At 68.5% G+C, this 17,989-nt stretch carries 15 protein-coding genes and 1 riboswitch; of the genes, 8 read left to right on the plus strand and 7 right to left on the minus strand.

Annotation, left to right across the window (positions count from 1 at the left end):
- Positions 1-467: 467 nt before the first annotated feature.
- The 4 genes from ACFU8W_RS43645 to ACFU8W_RS43660 form a co-directional block, all read right to left on the minus strand.
- Positions 468-2,009 carry a glycoside hydrolase family 3 protein gene (locus tag ACFU8W_RS43645; protein WP_384050224.1) on the minus strand — a complete coding sequence of 514 codons (1,542 nt, stop codon included), beginning with the start codon at positions 2,007-2,009 and terminating at the stop codon, positions 468-470.
- 9 nt (positions 2,010-2,018) lie between these two features.
- The gene (locus tag ACFU8W_RS43650) at positions 2,019-2,849 is read right to left on the minus strand and encodes a carbohydrate ABC transporter permease (protein ID WP_384050227.1); all 831 of its coding nucleotides are present in this window, start codon (positions 2,847-2,849) and stop codon (positions 2,019-2,021) included.
- On the minus strand, positions 2,846-3,832 hold the full coding sequence (locus ACFU8W_RS43655; protein ID WP_384050230.1) for a carbohydrate ABC transporter permease: 987 nt from the start codon (positions 3,830-3,832) through the stop codon (positions 2,846-2,848). The genes ACFU8W_RS43650 and ACFU8W_RS43655 overlap by 4 nt, the downstream gene beginning before the upstream one ends.
- An 84-nt stretch (positions 3,833-3,916) precedes the next feature.
- Positions 3,917-5,200: an extracellular solute-binding protein gene (locus ACFU8W_RS43660; protein WP_384050233.1), complete on the minus strand. Its 1,284-nt coding sequence runs from the start codon at positions 5,198-5,200 to the stop codon at positions 3,917-3,919.
- 305 nt (positions 5,201-5,505) lie between these two features.
- Between ACFU8W_RS43660 and ACFU8W_RS43665 the strand changes: the two genes are divergently transcribed.
- From ACFU8W_RS43665 to ACFU8W_RS43690, 6 genes are all read left to right on the plus strand, one after another.
- Positions 5,506-6,270 (plus strand): GntR family transcriptional regulator, encoded by a 765-nt coding sequence (locus ACFU8W_RS43665; RefSeq protein WP_327249409.1) that lies wholly within the window; start codon positions 5,506-5,508, stop codon positions 6,268-6,270.
- A gap of 201 nt (positions 6,271-6,471) precedes the next feature.
- Positions 6,472-6,726 carry a DUF3311 domain-containing protein gene (locus ACFU8W_RS43670; protein ID WP_384050236.1) on the plus strand — a complete coding sequence of 85 codons (255 nt, stop codon included), beginning with the start codon at positions 6,472-6,474 and terminating at the stop codon, positions 6,724-6,726.
- A complete protein-coding gene (mctP, locus tag ACFU8W_RS43675) occupies positions 6,723-8,378 on the plus strand; it encodes a monocarboxylate uptake permease MctP (RefSeq protein WP_384050239.1) in 1,656 nt (551 codons plus the stop codon). Before ACFU8W_RS43670 ends, mctP begins: the two co-directional genes overlap by 4 nt.
- A 122-nt stretch (positions 8,379-8,500) precedes the next feature.
- On the plus strand, positions 8,501-9,001 hold the full coding sequence (locus tag ACFU8W_RS43680) for a GNAT family N-acetyltransferase (RefSeq protein WP_384050242.1): 501 nt from the start codon (positions 8,501-8,503) through the stop codon (positions 8,999-9,001).
- A gap of 39 nt (positions 9,002-9,040) precedes the next feature.
- A riboswitch (cobalamin riboswitch) is annotated at positions 9,041-9,179 on the plus strand.
- A gap of 143 nt (positions 9,180-9,322) precedes the next feature.
- Positions 9,323-11,719, plus strand: a complete 2,397-nt coding sequence (locus ACFU8W_RS43685) for a ribonucleoside-diphosphate reductase subunit alpha (protein WP_384050245.1) — start codon at positions 9,323-9,325, stop codon at positions 11,717-11,719.
- Positions 11,719-12,732, plus strand: coding sequence for a ribonucleotide-diphosphate reductase subunit beta (locus tag ACFU8W_RS43690; RefSeq protein ID WP_327244430.1), 1,014 nt, complete (start codon positions 11,719-11,721; stop codon positions 12,730-12,732). Before ACFU8W_RS43685 ends, ACFU8W_RS43690 begins: the two co-directional genes overlap by 1 nt.
- Before the next feature lie 230 nt (positions 12,733-12,962).
- Here the strand turns inward: ACFU8W_RS43690 and ACFU8W_RS43695 are convergent, their stop codons facing one another.
- Positions 12,963-13,175, minus strand: a complete 213-nt coding sequence (locus ACFU8W_RS43695; protein ID WP_384050248.1) for a hypothetical protein — start codon at positions 13,173-13,175, stop codon at positions 12,963-12,965.
- 81 nt (positions 13,176-13,256) lie between these two features.
- Between ACFU8W_RS43695 and ACFU8W_RS43700 the strand changes: the two genes are divergently transcribed.
- Both ACFU8W_RS43700 and ACFU8W_RS43705 read left to right on the plus strand, forming a co-directional pair.
- The gene (locus ACFU8W_RS43700) at positions 13,257-14,231 is read left to right on the plus strand and encodes a GlxA family transcriptional regulator (RefSeq protein WP_384050251.1); all 975 of its coding nucleotides are present in this window, start codon (positions 13,257-13,259) and stop codon (positions 14,229-14,231) included.
- A 98-nt stretch (positions 14,232-14,329) separates the two neighbouring features.
- Positions 14,330-16,243 carry a family 20 glycosylhydrolase gene (locus ACFU8W_RS43705; RefSeq protein ID WP_384050329.1) on the plus strand — a complete coding sequence of 638 codons (1,914 nt, stop codon included), beginning with the start codon at positions 14,330-14,332 and terminating at the stop codon, positions 16,241-16,243.
- A gap of 134 nt (positions 16,244-16,377) precedes the next feature.
- Here the strand turns inward: ACFU8W_RS43705 and ACFU8W_RS43710 are convergent, their stop codons facing one another.
- Positions 16,378-17,115, minus strand: coding sequence for a D-Ala-D-Ala carboxypeptidase family metallohydrolase (locus tag ACFU8W_RS43710; protein ID WP_384050254.1), 738 nt, complete (start codon positions 17,113-17,115; stop codon positions 16,378-16,380).
- A gap of 161 nt (positions 17,116-17,276) precedes the next feature.
- Positions 17,277-17,915, minus strand: a complete 639-nt coding sequence (def, locus tag ACFU8W_RS43715) for a peptide deformylase (protein ID WP_345510432.1) — start codon at positions 17,913-17,915, stop codon at positions 17,277-17,279.
- Positions 17,916-17,989 lie beyond the last annotated feature (74 nt).

A 17,989-nucleotide genomic window follows, 5' to 3' on the forward strand; every position in this document is an offset into this window, starting at 1 on the left:
TCCTCATCCGCCAGAACCACCTCGACCGTCGGCCGACCCATACGCGCCATGAACCCAGCCTACTTCTGCAATGAAATAAAGACTCAAGACACTAGGGCGTGTGTCGGAAGTCCCGCCGTCCGCCCGAAGGGCGGGCCCGGCGGCGTCCGGTGCGTGCGATCGCAAGGCGGAGGGTCGTCCTCGAACTGGACGTACTCGGGCGAGCCCGACAACGCAGCGAGCGTGCGTGCCGGGCGTCGCCGGGCAGGCGGGACTTCCGACACACGCCCTAGTGCCGTGACCGGCCATGTCCGCCCGCGGGCCCGCGGAGATCGGCCGGACAGGGTCTGAGAGGAGCTCGAAAGGGCCGGGACACCGCGTGGGGTGTCCCGGCCCTTTCGTGTGCCGGTTGCGCGACCGACGGGCGCGTCTTCCTCGATCGCCGGACCGGGGGCGGAACCCCTGACGGGGTACGGACCGTTCCCGTGTCAGGCTCCGAACGGGCCGGCTGATCCCGTGACGGCCTCTGCTGCTGCCTGGCCGCAGACTCGGGCTGCGCCGTGGGTGGCCACGTACAGCGCGCCTCTCGGGGACTCCTGGGGAACGCCCATTTCGACGACCACGGTGTCGGGGCGCTCCGCGATCAGGGCGTCCACGGCGTCCGTCATCCACGGGTGACGGTGGGCGTCGCGGACGACCGCGACGATGCGGCGGTCCCCCGCGGCGTCCAGGACCGCTGTCACCGGGGCCTCGGTCTCGCTGTTGTAGGTGTCGGTGTCGGTGCCGGGCAGGATCCGGGCCAGTTCGGCCGCGATGCCCCACGGGGTCTCGTCGCCGACCGCAATGTTCGCGACCGGGGTGAACGCGGCGACGTACGCCGGCTCGGTCAGTGGTTCGGCCGCGCCGGACACCTGCACCGCACGACGGGCGGCCACGAGGCCGATGTCGGAAGCGATACCGGTGCCGGGCGCGGTCCCCTCCTGCGTTGCCGCGCCCGACTCCGGGACAGCCCCCCTCGCCCGCCGCGTCCAGGACGCGAGGGCACGTACCCGTGCCGCCGCGTCGGCCAGCCGCTCCTCGGGCAGTTCGCCGGTCCGCACCGCCGCGACCAGCGCGTCACGCAGCCGCAGCACGGTGTCCTCGTCGTCCAGCCCGCCGCCGACACAGATCGCGTCGGCGCCCGCGGCGATCGCGAGGACGGAACCGCGCTCGATCCCGTACGTCGAGGAAATGGCCTGCATCTCCATGCCGTCGGTGACGATCAGCCCGTCGTAACCCAGTTCCTCGCGCAGCAGACCGGTGAGGATCCGTGGGCTCAACGTCGCCGGGCGGTCGGGGTCGAGCGCGGGAAGCAGAATATGCGCGCTCATCACCGATTTGGAACCCGCCGCGATCGCCGCCCGGAAAGGCACCAGCTCACGGGCGTGCAGGGTGTCGAGGTCCACATCGATGCGGGGCAGCGCGTGGTGCGAGTCGACCGCGGTGTCGCCGTGCCCCGGGAAGTGCTTGGTGCAGGCGGCGACCCCGGCGGCCTGGAGCCCCTCGACGTACGCGGCGGTGTGCCGGGCGACGAGGTGCGGGTCGGCTCCGAAGGACCGGACGCCGATGACCGGGTTGCCCGGGTTCGAGTTGACGTCGGCGGACGGTGCCCAGTTGAGGTTGACACCGCACTCGGCGAGCCGGCGGCCGAGCTCCTGGGCGACCGCACGGGTCAGCCCCGGGTCGTCGACGGCGCCGAGTGCGAGGTTGCCGGGGAAGGACGAGCCGTGACGCACCTCGAGCCGGGTGACGTCACCGCCCTCCTCGTCGATCGCGACGAGTACGTCGTCCCGCTCGGCCCGGAGCTGGGCGGTGAGCGCGGAGAGCTGCTCCGGCGTCTCGATGTTGCGGCCGAACAGACCGACGGAGGAGAGTCCCTCGCCGACTCGGCGCAGCAGCCAGTCCGGAGCGGTGGTGCCGGCGAACCCCGGCTGCAGGACGGCCAGGGCGTCGCGCGTGACGGTGTCCGTGGTGGAGGTGAGCGTGGTCATGACGCGGCGTTATCCCTTCACGGCGCCGTCGGTAAGACCGCTGACGGCCTTGCGCTGCAAGTAGATGAAGAGGATCAGGATCGGGATCGCGAAGAGCGAGGAGGCAGCCATGGTCGCCCCCCAGTCGTCACCGAACGCGGTCTGGAACTGCGAGAGCCAGAGCGGCAGGGTCTGGGACTCGATGTCCTTGTTGAGGATGAGGACGAGCGGGAACTCGTTCCAGGCGGTGATGAATCCGAAGAGGGAGGTCGCCATCAGACCGGGGCCGAGCAGCGGCAGGATCACCTTCCTGAACGCCTGCGGGCGGGTGCAGCCGTCGACCATGGCGGACTCCTCCAGTTCCTTGGGCACCGCGGCAACGTAGCCGCGCAGCGTCAGGACGGTGAAGGGCAGGACCATCATCATGTAGAAGACCGTCAGCGGGAGCAGGCTGTTCAACATGTCCGCATCGCGGACCAGCATGTAGATCGCGATGACCATGACTTCCCACGGCGCCATCTGCGCGATCATGAACGTCAGCAGGATGCCGCGGCGTCCCTTGAAGCGCATGCGCGCCATCGCGAAGGACGCCAGTAGCGCGATCACCAGCGAGGCGGCCACGGAGAGGATCGTCACCGTGAACGAGTTGCCGACCAGGGTCCAGAAGTGGTCGGCCGCGATGGCCTTCTTGAAGTGCCCGAGGGTGATGTCGGTGGGGAACCACACCGGGGTGTCGGTGATGATGTCGCCGGTCGGCTTGAACGCCGTGCTGAACATCCAGTAGACGGGGAAGGCGAAGCCTATGAAGAGGACGACAGCCGTCAGGTTGGGCCAGATCCGGCCGAACAGTGAGCGCCTCACAGCTCGTCCTCCTCTTGCTTGAGTACGGTGCGCAGGTAGTAACCGGTCATCGCCAGCAGAACGATGATCGTCAGGAACGAGATGGCCGCACCCATGCCGAAGTGCTGGTTGCCGACGCCTTCGACGAACGCGTAGACGGGCAGGGTCTCGGTGAGCCGGTCCGGGCCGCCGCCGTTGATCGCGAAGAGCTGGGCGAAGGACTTGAAAACCCAGATGACTTCGAGGAACGTCGTGGCCAGCAGGAACGGCTTGAGGAACGGCAGCGTCACCGAGGTGAAGCTCTTCCAGGAGCCGGCGCCGTCGAGCGAGGCGGCCTCGTACAGCTCCTTGGGGATCGTCGTCGACGCGGCGTACAGGTTGATCGCCACGAACGGGATGGACTGCCAGACGATCACCAGGGTGACCAGCGAGAAGGTGGAGAACTGACTGCTCGTCCAGTTGAAGTCGGCCATCGAGTGCCAGCCGAGGCTGTCGAGGACGTAGTTGACGACACCGAACCGCTGGGCGAACAGCCACTGGTAGACCGTGGTCGCCGCGATCATCGGCATGGCCCAGGCGAGCACCAGACCCAGCATGAGCAGCAGTCGCATCTTCTTGCCCAGCCGCGCGAGCAGCAGGCCGACCAGCATCCCGAGCAGCATGATCAGGACGACGTTGGCGGCGGTGAAGAGGACCGACCGCTCGACAACCCTCCAGAAGTCCGAGCTGCCGAGGATTTCCTTGTAGTTGTCGACGCCGTTCCACTCGGTCAGGTGGAGGATCAGCTGGCGCGGGTTGAGGTTCTGGAACGACAGCATGCCGTTCTTGACCAGCGGGTAGCCCAGGAGCACCGCTGTGACGAGCAGTGCGGGCAGGAGGAGGAGGTAGGGGGCGGATCCACCGGCCCGCTTCCTGCTCGAAGCGGCGGGGCCGCCTGGAGGGGCGTCATTCTTGCGGACGCCGGCTGCCGGGACCGAGTCCACTTTTTCGGTCTGCACTGACATGCTCGCCATCTCTTCTTGGGCCGTACGGTCGAGTCACGCGGGAGCGCCGGGGTGCGGCAGATGCCCGCCCCCCGGCGCGTGCGGTCAGCTCTTCTGCGAGAGACGCTTGTTGATCTCCGCCTCGACCGCCTTGGCGGCGTCGGCCGTGGACTTACCGTTCAGAACCGCGGTCATGTAGCTCTTGATCGGGTTCGGCGCGTTCTCGACAGCGGCCCACTCGGGGATGAGCGGGGTGGTGCCACCACCGGCGGCGGCCGGGGCCGCGGCCTCGGCGGCGCCGTTGCCGGTCAGGTTGGAGTTGAGCGACTCCTTGTTCGGGATGACGCCGTTCTCCTTGGCCAGCTGGCCCTCGAACTGGTCGGACAGGGCGAGCTTCAGGAACTCCTTGGCGAGGTCCTGCTTCTTGCTGCCCGCGGCGACCGCGAAGTTGGAGCCACCGAGGAAGACTCCCTCGGGCTTGTCGGCGGTCTCACCCGGGATGGTGAAGTAGCCGATGTCGCCCTCGATCTGCTTGTTGGCCGCGATGGCCGTGCCGGCCTCCCAGCCCATGCCGATGAAGGCACCGACCTTGCCCTTGGCGAAGACCTCGGCCTGCTGCGGGGTGGCCTCGTCCTTGTCCTTGGGGGCCTTGGAGTAGGACTGGTACTTCTTGTAGAGCTCCATGGCCGCGGCGACCTTGGGGTCGGAGAGGTTGGAGACGTACTTGTCGCCTTCCTTCTTCACGAGGTCCGCGCCCTGGCCGATGGTCAGGCCGTCGAAGAAGTACCAGTTCTGGCCGGGCATGTAGATCGGCTCGGCCTTGCCCTTCTTCTTGATGGCGTCGAGGTCCTTGAAGAACTCGTCGCGCGTCTTCGGGGTGTCCGTGATGCCGGCGTCGGCCCAGACCTTCTTGTTGTAGATGACGACGCGGTTGGCGAAGTACCACGGCGCGGCGTACTGCTTGCCGTCGAAGACCGAGGACTTGTTGAGCGCGTCGACCCAGTCGCCGCCGATCTCCTGCTTGAGGTCACTCAGGTCGGCGAGGCCCCCGGTGGCCGCGTAGGCCGGGGTCTGGGTGTTGCCGACCTCGATGACGTCCGGCGGGGTCGACTCGGAGAGAGCCGTCGTGATCTTCTGCTGAATGCCGTCCCACTTCTGGGTCTGGAACTTCAGCGTGGCGCCGGTCTTCTTCTTGAAGGCGGCGGTGAGGTCCTTGGTCCAGCCGGGAGGCGTGGAGCCGTCCATGGCCCAGACGGTCAGCGTCTGGCCCTTGTAGCTGTCGGGCCCGGTCTTCTTGCTGCTGCTGTCGGTCTTGTCGTCCGAGCCACAGGCAGTGGCACCGGCCAAGAGAGCCACCACACCAATGGCCGCGATGAGTCCGCGCTTCACGACACCCTCCTCAGGGATGCAAGAGAATTCCCCCCACCACCCGAGATCGCCGTCCGTCGCACAATTGCATGCGACGGGTACTGCCCGTGGGGCTGGGACCTGGTCTTTAATGGTTTAGACCAGTACCCGGAGCTTGGCCTAGACCTTTAGGGGTGTCAAGGGTGTATAAGAAGTGCACTCGCGTCCGTTATAGGACCGACACCTGAGGGAGGGCGACGAGCCGTGACCGGACCGTGCCACCATGTGAGCCGCGACAGACGGAGGAGCAGGTGACGGCAGCAACGCAGCAGTCGGGAAGGCGGGCCATGAGTGCCGAGGGCGGCAGTACGGAGAACGAGACGGGCGCGGGCACGCGCACCGCGCGGGTCCCGAAGTACTACCGGCTGAAGCGCCACCTCCTCGACATGACGGACACCATGCCGCCAGGCACCCCGGTGCCACCGGAGCGGACCCTGGCCGCCGAGTTCGACACCTCGCGCACGACCGTGCGCCAGGCGCTCCAGGAGCTGGTCGTCGAGGGTCGGCTGGAGCGCATCCAGGGCAAGGGCACGTTCGTGGCCAAGCCGAAGGTCTCCCAGGCCCTGCAGCTCACCTCGTACACCGAGGACATGCGCGCCCAGGGCCTGGAACCGACATCTCAACTACTGGACATCGGATATGTCACGGCCGACGACACCCTCGCCGGGCTGCTCGACATCACCACCGGCGGCCGGGTGCTGCGGATCGAGCGGCTCCGCCTGGCCAGCGGTGAACCGATGGCCATCGAGACCACGCACCTTTCGGCCAAACGTTTTCCCGCGTTGCGTCGTTCACTGGTGAAGTACACCTCGCTCTACACGGCACTGGCCGAGGTGTACGACGTACGGCTCGCCGAGGCCGAGGAGACGATCGAGACCTCGCTCGCCACCCCGCGCGAAGCCGGTCTGCTCGGTACGGACGTGGGCCTGCCGATGCTCATGCTGTCCCGTCACTCCCTGGACGGACAGGGTGAACCGGTCGAGTGGGTGCGGTCGGTGTACCGCGGCGACCGTTACAAGTTCGTGGCGCGTCTGAAGCGGCCGACCGACTGAGGCCGCGGACCGGCTCCTGACCGAACAAACTGTTCATCCACGAACAGGGCATCAGGAGTCGGTCCTCGGGCAGGCCCCCCTGGCGGCTTCGTGACACCGTTGCCGGACCGCAATGCGGACAGGGGGTGACTGTGGCCGGAACTCTCCCCTAGATTGCCTGCGCATTACAACAGGTGATCAGCGAGGGGACGGAGTCGCCGCATGACTGAAGAAACAGACGCGAAACCACCGACAGTCACACCTGCGAGAGTGGTCATCGCCCTCTGCCTCGTCGCCCCGTTCGTGGCGATGCTCTGGGTGGGTTCGTACGCGAAGGTGGACCCCACCTTCATCGGCATCCCGTTCTTTTACTGGTACCAGATGGTCTGGGTGCTGATCTCCACGGCGCTCACGATGGTCGCGTACAAGCTCTGGCAGCGTGACCAGCGCGCCCGCAAGGGGGGTGCGTCGGCATGAAGGACGGCGTGAACGGCGTCGCGCTCGGCGTCTTCATCTTCTTCTTCCTGGCCGTCACGGTCATGGGCTTCATGGCCGCGCGCTGGCGCAAGGCCGACAACGAGGCCACTCTCGACGAATGGGGCCTGGGCGGCAGGTCGTTCGGCACCTGGGTCACCTGGTTCCTGCTCGGCGGCGACCTGTACACCGCGTACACCTTCGTCGCCGTACCCGCCGCGATCTACGCAGCGGGAGCGGCCGGCTTCTTCGCGGTCCCGTACACCATCCTCGTGTACCCGCTGATCTTCACCTTCCTGCCGCGGCTGTGGTCGGTGTCGCACAAGCACGGGTACGTCACCACCTCGGACTTCGTCCGCGGGCGCTTCGGATCGAAGGGTCTGTCGCTGGCGGTCGCCGTCACCGGCATCCTCGCCACGATGCCGTACATCGCGCTCCAGCTCGTCGGCATCCAGGCGGTGCTGGACGTGATGGGCGTCGGCGGCGGCGAGAACACCAACTGGTTCGTCAAGGACCTGCCGTTGCTGATCGCGTTCGCGGTGCTCGCCGCGTACACGTACTCCTCCGGGCTGCGTGCCCCCGCGCTGATCGCCTTCGTCAAGGACGGGCTGATCTACCTGGTCATCGCGGTGGCAATCATCTACATCCCGATCAAGCTGGGCGGCTTCGACGACATCTTCGCCAAGGCGGGCGACGCGTTCTCGCAGACCAACCCCGCGACCGGCAAACCGCGCGGCGCCCTCGCACCGGCCGAACCGGGCCAATGGGGCTACGCGACCCTGGCACTGGGGTCGGCGCTCGCCCTCTTCATGTACCCGCACTCGATCACGGCGACGCTCTCCAGCCGCAGCCGTGAGGTGATCCGGCGGAACACCACGATCCTGCCGCTGTACTCGCTGATGCTGGGCCTGCTGGCGTTGCTCGGCTTCATGGCGATCGCGGCCGGAGTCAAGGTGGAGAACGGACAGTTGGCGATCCCGCAGCTGTTCGAGAACATGTTCCCCGACTGGTTCGCCGGTGTGGCGTTCGCCGCGATCGGCATCGGCGCGCTGGTGCCCGCCGCGATCATGTCGATCGCCGCGGCGAACCTCTTCACCCGGAACATCTACAAGGACTTCCTGAAGCCCGACGCGACCCCGGCCCAGGAGACGAAGGTCTCCAAGCTGGTGTCGCTGCTGGTGAAGGTGGGTGCGCTCGTCTTCGTCCTCACCATGGACAAGACGGTCGCGATCAACTTCCAGCTGCTCGGCGGGATCTGGATCCTGCAGACGTTCCCGGCGCTGGTCGGCGGCCTGTTCACCCGGTGGTTCCACCGCTGGGCGCTGCTCGCGGGCTGGGCGGTCGGCATGGTGTACGGCACGCTCGCCGCGTACGGAGTGGCGAGCCCGACCCAGGCGCACTTCGGCGGATCCTCGAAGGAGATCCCGGGGATCGGCGAGATCGGCTACATCGGTCTGACGGCGTTCGTGCTGAACGCCGTGGTGACCGTGGTGCTGACGTTCGTCCTGAACGCGGTGAAGGCCCCGGCGGGCGTCGACGAGACCTCCCCGGCGGACTACACGGCGGACGCGGGCGACCCGGGCGTCCGGGTGGAACTCCCGTCGGCCCGGCCCGAGTCGAGCCCGTCACCCGACGCGAGCCCGTCCGCCGGCTAGTGCCGGGACCGGCGATGCCTGCCCCATGAGGAGCGTCGTCCGGTGCGTGCGATCGCAAGGCGGCCGGACGGGCTGCACCCAGCCCGTCCGGCGCCGTCCCACCCGTACGGCACACTCCCGGCATGGACCTTTCGATCCGCCCGATCGCCCCGACGGAACACACCGCCCTCGGGGAGATCACCGCCCACGCCTACCTCGACGACGGCCTGCTCGACTTCGGCGCCGACGACCCGTATCTCGAAACGCTCCGGGACGTGCCCCGTCGCGTCGCCGAGGCCGACGTGCTCGTCGCCGTCGGTGCCGACGGCACGCTCCTCGGCGGAGTCACCTACGCACCGCCCGGCAATCCGTGGGCCGACATCGCCGGCCCCGACGAGGCCGAGTTCCGGATGCTCGCGGTCGCACGGAAGGCACGCGGCCACGGGGCGGGCGAGGCGCTCGTGCGCGCCTGTATCGACCGGGCACGGGCCACGGAGGGCGTCACGCGGCTCGTCCTGTCCACCCAGCCGACCATGCTCGGCGCCCACCGGATCTACCATCGACTCGGCTTCGTACGCACGCCGGAACGGGACTGGGATCCCGTCGAAGGCCTCTCTCTGCTCACCTACAGCCTGAGTCTCTGAACCGATGTGACACAACATGTGGGGGCTGCCTCAACGGGCGGCCCCCACATGTATGCTCGTGCTCGCTGTCGCCGCAGGGAAATCCGGTGCGAATCCGGAACTGTCCCGCAACGGTGTATTCGGTGCCCTTTTGCGCACCCTGAAAGTCCGAGGACCTGCCGACAGCGCGTCCGGCTCGACCGATCCGGACGCCCAGACGTCCGGGCCTCGCGGATGGGCCGGTGGACGCCGCACGCAGGGCTGCCCTCCTTCTCCGGGCATGCCTCCGCGCGGCTGCCCCGCTCCCCCGCCGGCCCCGAGCCGAGCGAGGGAGAGCACCACGTGACCATCGCGCCAGCCGATCCGGCTTCAGTCGCCGAGTCCGCGGGAACCACGAACGACGGACCCGGGACCGCACTGCTGCGGACCCTGACCGACCTCACTGCCGATCTGCCCGACACCGACCCCGGCCGCGTCGCCGGCGCCGCGCTGCGCGGCCGCAACGCCGCGTCGGACGAGGCGGAGTTGCGCGCGCTGGCCACCGAGGCCGCCGCGGGTCTGATCGCCGAGGACCCCGCGTACTCCCGGCTCGCCGCCCGCCTCCTGACCCGCACCATCGCGGACGAGGCGGCCGGTCAGGGCGCGCTGTCGTTCTCCGCCTCGGTCGCCGTCGGCCACCGCGAGGGTCTGATCGCGGACCGCACGGCCGCTTTCGTGGCACTCCACGCGGCCCGGCTCGACGCGCTGGTCGACCAGTCCCTCGCCGACGGCGCCGACGACCGGTTCGGCTACTTCGGGCTGCGGACGCTGCACAGCCGCTATCTGCTGCGCCACCCGCTCACCCGCCAGGTCATCGAGACGCCGCAGCACTTCATGCTGCGCGTCGCCGCCGGTCTCGCCGAGGACGAGTCGGTACGCGCACTGGACGAGGTCGCCTCGCTGTACGGCCTGATGAGCCGCCTCGACTACCTCCCCTCCTCCCCCACACTCTTCAACTCCGGCACCCGACACCCGCAGATGTCCTCCTGCTATCTGCTGGACTCGCCGCTGGACGAGCTCGACTCGATCTACGACCGCTACCACCAGGTGGCGCGGCTCTCCAAGCACGCGGGCGGCATCGGTCTGTCGTACTCCCGGATCCGCGCCCGCGGCTCGCTGATCCGCGGCACCAATGGGCACTCCAACGGCATCGTGCCGTTCCTGAAGACGCTCGACGCCTCGGTCGCCGCAGTGAACCAGGGTGGTCGCCGCAAGGGCGCCGCCGCCGTCTACCTGGAGACGTGGCACGCGGACATCGAGGAATTCCTGGAGCTGCGCGACAACACGGGCGAGGACCAGCGGCGTACGCACAACCTCAACCTGGCGCACTGGATCCCGGACGAGTTCATGCGCCGGGTCGACGCGGACGGCGACTGGTCGCTGTTCTCCCCCGCCGACGTGCCGGAACTGGTCGACCTGTGGGGCGACGAGTTCGACGCCGCGTACCGGGCCGCCGAGGCCAAGGGCCTGGCCCGCAAGTCGATGCCCGCGCGTGAGCTGTACGGCCGGATGATGCGGACGCTCGCGCAGACCGGTCAGGGCTGGATGACGTTCAAGGACGCCTCCAACCGGACGGCCAATCAGACGGCCGAGCCGGGTCGCGTCGTCCACTCGTCGAACCTGTGCACCGAGATCCTCGAAGTCACCGACGACGGCGAGACCGCCGTCTGCAACCTCGGTTCGGTCAACCTCGGTTCGTTCGTGACCGACGGCGACATCGACTGGGAGCGGCTGGACGCCACCGTCCGTACCGCCGTGACGTTCCTCGACCGGGTCGTCGACATCAACTTCTACCCGACCGAGCAGGCCGGCCGCTCCAACGCCCGCTGGCGTCCGGTGGGGCTGGGCGCGATGGGGCTCCAGGACGTCTTCTTCCGGCTGCGGCTGCCGTTCGACTCCCCCGAGGCCCGCGCGCTCTCCACGAAGATCTCCGAGCGGATCATGCTCGCCGCGTACGAGGCGTCCTGCGACCTCGCCGAGCGTTCCGGTCCGCTGCCCGCCTGGTCCGAGACGCGCGCCGCCCGCGGCGTGCTGCACCCCGACCACTACGACACCGAGCTGAGCTGGCCGAAGCGCTGGGAAGCGCTGCGCGCCCGGATCGCACGGACCGGCATGCGCAACTCGCTGCTGCTCGCCATCGCTCCGACCGCCACGATCGCCTCGATCGCCGGGGTGTACGAGTGCATCGAGCCGCAGGTCTCCAACCTCTTCAAGCGCGAAACCCTCAGCGGTGAGTTCCTCCAGGTCAACGCCTATCTGGTGAACGAGCTGAAGCAGTTGGGCGTGTGGGACGCGCGGACCCGCGAGGCGCTGCGCGAGGCGAGCGGCTCGGTGCAGGGCTTCGCCTGGATCCCGGAGGACGTACGGGCGCTGTACCGCACGGCGTGGGAGATCCCTCAGCGCGGTCTGATCGACATGGCGGCGGCGCGTACGCCGTTCCTGGACCAGAGCCAGTCGCTGAACCTGTTCCTGGAGACGCCGACGATCGGCAAGCTCTCCTCGATGTACGCCTACGCCTGGAAGCAGGGGTTGAAGACGACGTACTACCTGCGCTCACGTCCGGCCACCCGGATCGCGCGGGCGGCGTCGGGCCAGGCCACGGTCGCCGCTGCCCTTCCCGTCCAGCAGGCTTCGGCTCCCGACGCGGACGCGATCGCCTGTTCCCTCGAAAACCCCGAGTCCTGCGAGGCCTGCCAGTAATGAGCTCAACCGACAAGAATCTGCTCGACCCGGGCTTCGAACTGACCCTGCGGCCCATGCGCTACCCGGACTTCTACGAGCGCTACCGCGACGCGATCAAGAACACCTGGACGGTCGAGGAGGTCGACCTCCACTCCGACGTCGCCGATCTCGCCAAGCTGACACCCGCCGAGCAGCACATGATCGGCCGGCTCGTCGCGTTCTTCGCGACCGGCGACTCGATCGTGTCGAACAACCTCGTACTGACCCTGTACAAGCACATCAACTCCCCGGAAGCGCGGCTGTATCTGTCGCGGCAGCTCTTCGAGGAGGCCGTGCACGTCCAGTTCTATCTGACGCTGCTCGACACGTACCTGCCCGACCCGGACGACCGCGCGGCCGCGTTCGACGCGGTGGAGGAGATCCCCTCCATCCGCGAGAAGGCGCAGTTCTGCTTCAAGTGGATGGATTCGGTCGAAAAGATCGAACGGCTGGAGACGAAGGCCGACCGCCGACGCTTCCTGCTGAACCTGATCTGCTTCGCGGCGTGCATCGAGGGGCTGTTCTTCTACGGCGCCTTCGCGTACGTCTACTGGTTCCGCTCGCGCGGTCTGCTGCACGGTCTCGCCACGGGGACCAACTGGGTCTTCCGTGACGAGACGATGCACATGAACTTCGCGTTCGAGGTCGTCGACACCGTCCGCAAGGAGGAGCCCGATCTCTTCGACGACGAGCTCCAGCAGCAGGTCACCGACATGCTGAAGGAGGCGGTCGACGCGGAGCTGCAGTTCGGCCGCGACCTGTGCGGCGACGGACTGCCGGGCATGAACACCGAGTCGATGCGCGAGTACCTGCAGTGCGTCGCCGACCAGCGGCTCACCCGGCTCGGCTTCCCGGCCGTGTACGGCTCCGAGAACCCGTTCTCGTTCATGGAGCTGCAGGGCGTCCAGGAGCTGACGAACTTCTTCGAGCGCCGGCCGTCCGCGTACCAGGTGGCGGTGGAGGGCTCGGTCGCCTTCGACGACGACTTCTAGTGCCGTGACCGGCATTGTTTGCCCCATGAGGAGCGTCGTCCGGTGCGTGCGATCGCAAGGCGGCCGGAAGTCCTCGGATGGGGTCTCCCCTGCTCGAACGGAGTTGAGAGCTTGGGGAAGGAGCTACCAGGGCTTTTGGCCAACGCGGAAGGGGGTCCCCCCTGGCCCTTAAGGCCTTGGGGGAGCGCGTGCCGGGCGGCGCGACGGGGCAAAGCTTGCCGGGAGGGGCACTAGGCTCGCGCCCCGATCCGGAGGTTTGGACGCCGCACAGCCTTCACCGGCTGTGCGGCGTCCGCTGTTTCCGGTGGCTCGGCCCGCCGATCCCGTTCCGCCTCGCGCAGCTGGCGGTCGATGCGGCGGTCGCGCGCGATGCCGACCAGCGCCGGCGCCAGGAAGAGTACGAAAACGACCGCAATGCCCAGGTGGTTCAGGAATGTGTTCATGCCTCTACTCTCGCCCGCGCGGGACGAGTCCGGCAGTGGCAGGACTGTCACACAGCATCGAATTACTGCCACACTGACTGCATGCTGAACAATGTCGCGGTCCTGCTGCTCGGCGAGGTGCATCCCTTCGAACTCGGCGTACTGGCCGAGGTGTTCGGACTCGATCGCAGTGACGAAGGCCTGCCGGTGCACGACTTCGCGGTGGTCTCCGGCGAGGGTCCGGTGCTGCGGACCCATGCCGGGTTCACCGTGTCCACCCCGCACGGTCTCGACCGGCTGGACGAGGCGGATCTGATCGCCGTCCCCGCCGGTGCATCCTTCAAGAACCGGGACTTCCCGGACGAGGTGCTGGAGGCCCTGCGCAGAGCCGTGGACCGCGGCGCCCGGGTGCTCAGCGTGTGCACCGGCGCCTTCGTGCTCGGTGAGGCCGGGTTGCTGGACGGGCGGCGCTGCACCACCCACTGGCACCACACGGCCGAACTGGCGCGCCGCTTCCCGCGGGCCGTCGTCGAGCCGGACGTGCTGTATGTGGACGAGGGACAGATCATCACGTCGGCGGGCACCGCCGCCGGGATCGACGCCTGTCTGCACCTGGTCCGGCAGGCGCACGGACCTCATGTCGCCAATGCCATCGCCCGCCGCATGGTGGTGCCGCCGCACCGCGACGGCGGTCAGGCGCAGTACATCGAGCGCCCTCTGCCCCGCACCGCGTGCGACACGGTCGGCGGAACGCTCGCCTGGATGGAGCGCCACCTCGACCGGGAGATGACCGTCGAACAGCTCGCCGCCCAGGCGCACATGTCGCCGCGCACGTTCGCGCGCCGCTTCCAGCAGGAGACGGGCACCACCCCGTACCGCTGGTTGCTGCGCCAACGGGTCCTGCTGGCACAGCACCTTCTGGAGACCTCCGATGAAACGATGGACACGATCGCCGGACGCACCGGTTTCGGAAATGCGGCGGCGCTGCGCCATCAGTTCGTCAAGTCCCTGGGAACCACTCCGAATGCTTACCGCCACACCTTCCGCGGCCCGGCTGCCGTCTCCGAAGTTGCCTGATCCTCTTCGGACCTGACCTCCGATCATTCGTCCAACTATTTCACGCATCAGTCCATGGACCACAGGCCTCTCCCCCCACGAGGGTCGGGCGCATGGACATGCGGATGGCAAGACGAAGGACCATCGGAGCCGTGGTGACGGCGCTGGCCGCCGCGCTGCTGCCGTGGCAGAGCGCCTCGGCCGAGGACGGCTCCGCGGCTGCGACCCCGCCCGAGGTGCTGCCCACCCTCCGTCACTGGCAGGGCGAACAGGGCGAGTTCACGCTCACCGACCGGACCAGGATCGTGCTGGACGGGGTACTGGACAGCCGTACGACCGCGGACGCGGGACGTTTCGCGGGCGAACTGAACGGCGGGGCCCCGGTGTCGCGGAGCCGCACCTCCCGCCCCGGTGACATCGTGCTGCGTCAGGACCCCTCGCTGAAGGGCGAGTTGGGCGCGGAGGGTTACCGTCTCGATGTCGGCGAGCGGCTCACCGTCACCGCGGCGACCTCCACCGGTGTGTTCTACGGGAGCCGGACCGTCCTCCAGCTGCTGAACGACGACGGCCGCGCCGTGCGCGGTTCGGCGACCGATGTGCCCGCGTACCGCGAGCGCGGAGTCGGAGTCTGCGCCTGCTACATCAACGTCTCGACGCAGTGGTTCGAGCGGCTGATGAAGGACATGGCATCGCAGAAGCTCAACCAGCTGTGGATCGAGGCCAAGGTCAAGAGCGACACCGACCCGGCGTCCGCGTTCTGGGGCTACTACACCAAGGCGCAGGTCCGCACGCTGGTCACCGTGGCCAAGAAGTATCACATCGAGCTCGTGCCGGAGATCAACTCCCCCGGCCACATGGACACCTATCTGGAGAAGCACCCGGAGCTCCAGCTCAAGGACCGCAACGGCGTCGCCTCCCCGCCCCGGCTCGACATCTCCCGGCCCGAGGCACTGGCGTACTACACCTCGATGGTCGACGAGGCGCTGAAGGTCTGGGACAGCCGCTACTGGCACATGGGCGCCGACGAGTACATGATCGGCTCCTCCTATCCGAACTACCCGCAACTGCAGGCCGCGGCGACCGCGAAGTTCGGTGCGTCGGCCACTCCCGACGATCTCTTCACCGATTTCATCAACCAGGTCAACGCGCATGTGAAGGCGGACGGCAGGTCGCTCCGGATCTGGAACGACGGGCTCGTCGGCAGGAACACCGTCGTCCCCCTGGACCGTGACATCACCGTCGAGCACTGGCTGGGCGGCGGTTCCATCCAGCAGCCGTCCTCGCTGCTGGCCGAGGGCCGGCCGGTCATGAACTCCGCCTACTCGCTCTACCTGGTGCGCGGCGGCTTCACGATGCAGACGCAGAAGCTGTACGAGAGCGACTGGACGCCGTTGCGTTTCGAGGGTCAGACGCTGTCCCAGGGGGCGGCCAACCTCACCGGCGCGAAGATCAGCCTGTGGCCGGACAGCGCGGCGGCCGAGACGGAGAACGAGGTCGAGGCGAAGACCTTCATGCCGCTGCGATTCGTGGCGCAGGCGACCTGGGGCGGCCCGAAGCCGAGCCCGACGTACGCCGGTTTCGAGGCGCTCGCCCGGAGGATCGGTCACGCACCGGGCTGGGAGAACACCGACCGCACGCCGCTCGCCGACGGTACGTACCGGCTGACCACGGGCGCGAAGGCACTCACCCCCGGGGCGGACGCGGGTGTGTCCCTGGTGAAGGACAGCGCGGCTTCCTGGGCGCTGACGGCGACCGCCGACGGGTACTACACGGTGCGGTCCACGGAGACCGGTCAGTGCCTGGACGCGGTGCGCGGCAAGAAGTATCTGGGCGCGCCGCTGGAGGTGGGGGCGGAGCTGTCGCTCGGGAACTGCTCGGCGACGGCGCGTACCCAACGCTGGCAGCTGGACACCGGGGCGGGTGCGCTGACGCTGCGCAACGCGATCTCGCAGCTGCACCTGACCGAGCGGGCTTCGGACGGCGTCGCGGTCCAGACGACGGGCGCGACCCGGCTGATGGCGGGCGCCGCCTGACCGGACCCTGTCGAGGGCGCAACCCGCCCGAGGCGCCCCGGCCGACGGTGCAATCCGCCTGACGCCGCGCAGAACGGGGCCCCGCCCGCCGGATCACCTGACTGCCGGCGCGCGGGGCCCTTCCATGTGCGGGGTCAGATACCGCAGTTGGGCGCCGACCAGTAGTGGCTGGGGCCCTGGTTCACGTGGACGTGGTCGCCGTGGTCCGGGTACCCCGGGCCGAGGATCCCGTTGAAGCCGTGGTTACGGGCTTCCTTGGCCAGGGTGCACAGGGCGTGCGGCCCGGCTCCGAGGTCGGCCGCGTCCCCGTACAGATGGCGGCTGTTCGAGGCGCCGCCGACCGCGCTGTTGCAGGCCGTGGAGCGGAAGCCGCTGGTGACCCGGATGGACTGGTCACCGAGGGCGTGCCGCAGCGCCTCCAGCTTCCACATCGTGCTGAGGGCGTTGGCCTTGGCCGTGCCCGCCGCGACGGCACCACCTGCCCAGGTGCTGTTGCAGGTGTTGTGTTCGGCGTACGTGAAGTGGATGGGCGTGCAGTCGTCGTCCTGGAGTGCGTAGAGCTTGGCCTGGGTGGCCGGGCCGGCGACGCCGTCCGCGGCCAGGCCGTAGGCGGCCTGGAAGCGTTTGACGGCTGCGGTGGTGGCGGGGCCGTAGGAGCCGTCGATGGCGAGTACGGAGTTGTAGCCGGGGTATCCGGCAACCCGGATCTGGAGCTGGACGACGTCGTTGCCGGTGGCGCCCGGGGACAGGGTGCGGGTCCAGGTGTAGCAGCCGTCGGCCTGTGCGGTGCCGGAGGTGATCACCGCCCCGCCCCAGGTGAAAGCCATGGTCATGACAAGGCCGAGCAGGAGTCTTGCGGTACGTCTGAGCATGGGGGCTCCCTACCACGACGAAGGTATGGAGGCAGAGCCTGTCGGAACGGTCGACGCGCGTCAACCAGGCCTGGACTAAGGTCAGTTGAGGATCATCGGGAGTACGGAGGAAAGCAAACGGGCCCGGCCCCGCACGCGGGGGGACCGGGCCCGCCGGAGTTCTACTCGTTCGGCACGATCTCGTAGCGCGGCGTGTTCTCCGCCATCTGCCGCAGCGCGTCCTTGCGGTCCCGCTTCGAGAGCCGGTCGATGTACAGGTAGCCGTACAGGTGGTCCGTCTCGTGCTGCAGGCAGCGCGCGAAGTAGCCGTTGCCGCGGATCCTGACCGGGTTGCCCTTGGCGTCCTGGCCGCGCACCACCGCGTAGTCCGGGCGGGCCAGCGAGGCGTACGCGGTCGGGACGGAGAGGCAGCCCTCGTTGGAGTCGTCGAGGATGCGCTCCTCCGGCGGCAGCTCTTCGAGCACCGGGTTGCAGACGGCGCCCACGTGCCGGACACCGTCGTCGTCCTGGCAGTCGTAGACGAAGACCTTGAGGTCCACGCCGATCTGGTTGGCGGCCAGGCCCACGCCCTCCGCCGTCCGCTGGCTGGCGAACATGTCGTCGATCAGCCGGCCCAGCTCGTCACCGAACTCGGTGACGTCCTTGCACTCCTTGTGCAGCACCGGGTTGCCCACGACCGTGATCGGACGGGAGGTCCCGCGCTCGCGGTACGCCGCCTCACGCGCCTCACAGTCCTCGGTGTCCACGACGAAGCCTTCGTCGTCGACGCTGATCTGCTCGTCCGTCTCCTGCTGCGCCATGTCCGCCGTACGCCTTCCTCAAAACCCGAATCGATGCCCGTACAGCGTAACGGCCTCCCCCATGGCAGGGAGCG

The sequence above is a fragment of the Streptomyces sp. NPDC057565 genome, from assembly GCF_042801455.1.
Classification (GTDB): domain Bacteria; phylum Actinomycetota; class Actinomycetes; order Streptomycetales; family Streptomycetaceae; genus Streptomyces; species Streptomyces yanii.

Bases quoted from the DNA above. Each gene is read 5' to 3' on its own strand.
- ACFU8W_RS43645 (WP_384050224.1), bottom strand. From the start codon at position 2,009: ATGACCACGCTCACCTCCACCACGGACACCGTCACGCGCGACGCCCTG.
- ACFU8W_RS43655 (WP_384050230.1), bottom strand. From the start codon at position 3,832: ATGTCAGTGCAGACCGAAAAAGTGGACTCGGTCCCGGCAGCCGGCGTC.
- ACFU8W_RS43665 (WP_327249409.1), top strand. From the start codon at position 5,506: ATGAGTGCCGAGGGCGGCAGTACGGAGAACGAGACGGGCGCGGGCACG.
- ACFU8W_RS43670 (WP_384050236.1), top strand. From the start codon at position 6,472: ATGACTGAAGAAACAGACGCGAAACCACCGACAGTCACACCTGCGAGA.
- mctP (WP_384050239.1), top strand. From the start codon at position 6,723: ATGAAGGACGGCGTGAACGGCGTCGCGCTCGGCGTCTTCATCTTCTTC.
- ACFU8W_RS43680 (WP_384050242.1), top strand. From the start codon at position 8,501: ATGGACCTTTCGATCCGCCCGATCGCCCCGACGGAACACACCGCCCTC.
- ACFU8W_RS43690 (WP_327244430.1), top strand. From the start codon at position 11,719: ATGAGCTCAACCGACAAGAATCTGCTCGACCCGGGCTTCGAACTGACC.
- ACFU8W_RS43695 (WP_384050248.1), bottom strand. From the start codon at position 13,175: ATGAACACATTCCTGAACCACCTGGGCATTGCGGTCGTTTTCGTACTC.
- ACFU8W_RS43700 (WP_384050251.1), top strand. From the start codon at position 13,257: ATGCTGAACAATGTCGCGGTCCTGCTGCTCGGCGAGGTGCATCCCTTC.
- ACFU8W_RS43705 (WP_384050329.1), top strand. From the start codon at position 14,330: ATGCGGATGGCAAGACGAAGGACCATCGGAGCCGTGGTGACGGCGCTG.
- ACFU8W_RS43710 (WP_384050254.1), bottom strand. From the start codon at position 17,115: ATGCTCAGACGTACCGCAAGACTCCTGCTCGGCCTTGTCATGACCATG.
- def (WP_345510432.1), bottom strand. From the start codon at position 17,915: ATGGCGCAGCAGGAGACGGACGAGCAGATCAGCGTCGACGACGAAGGC.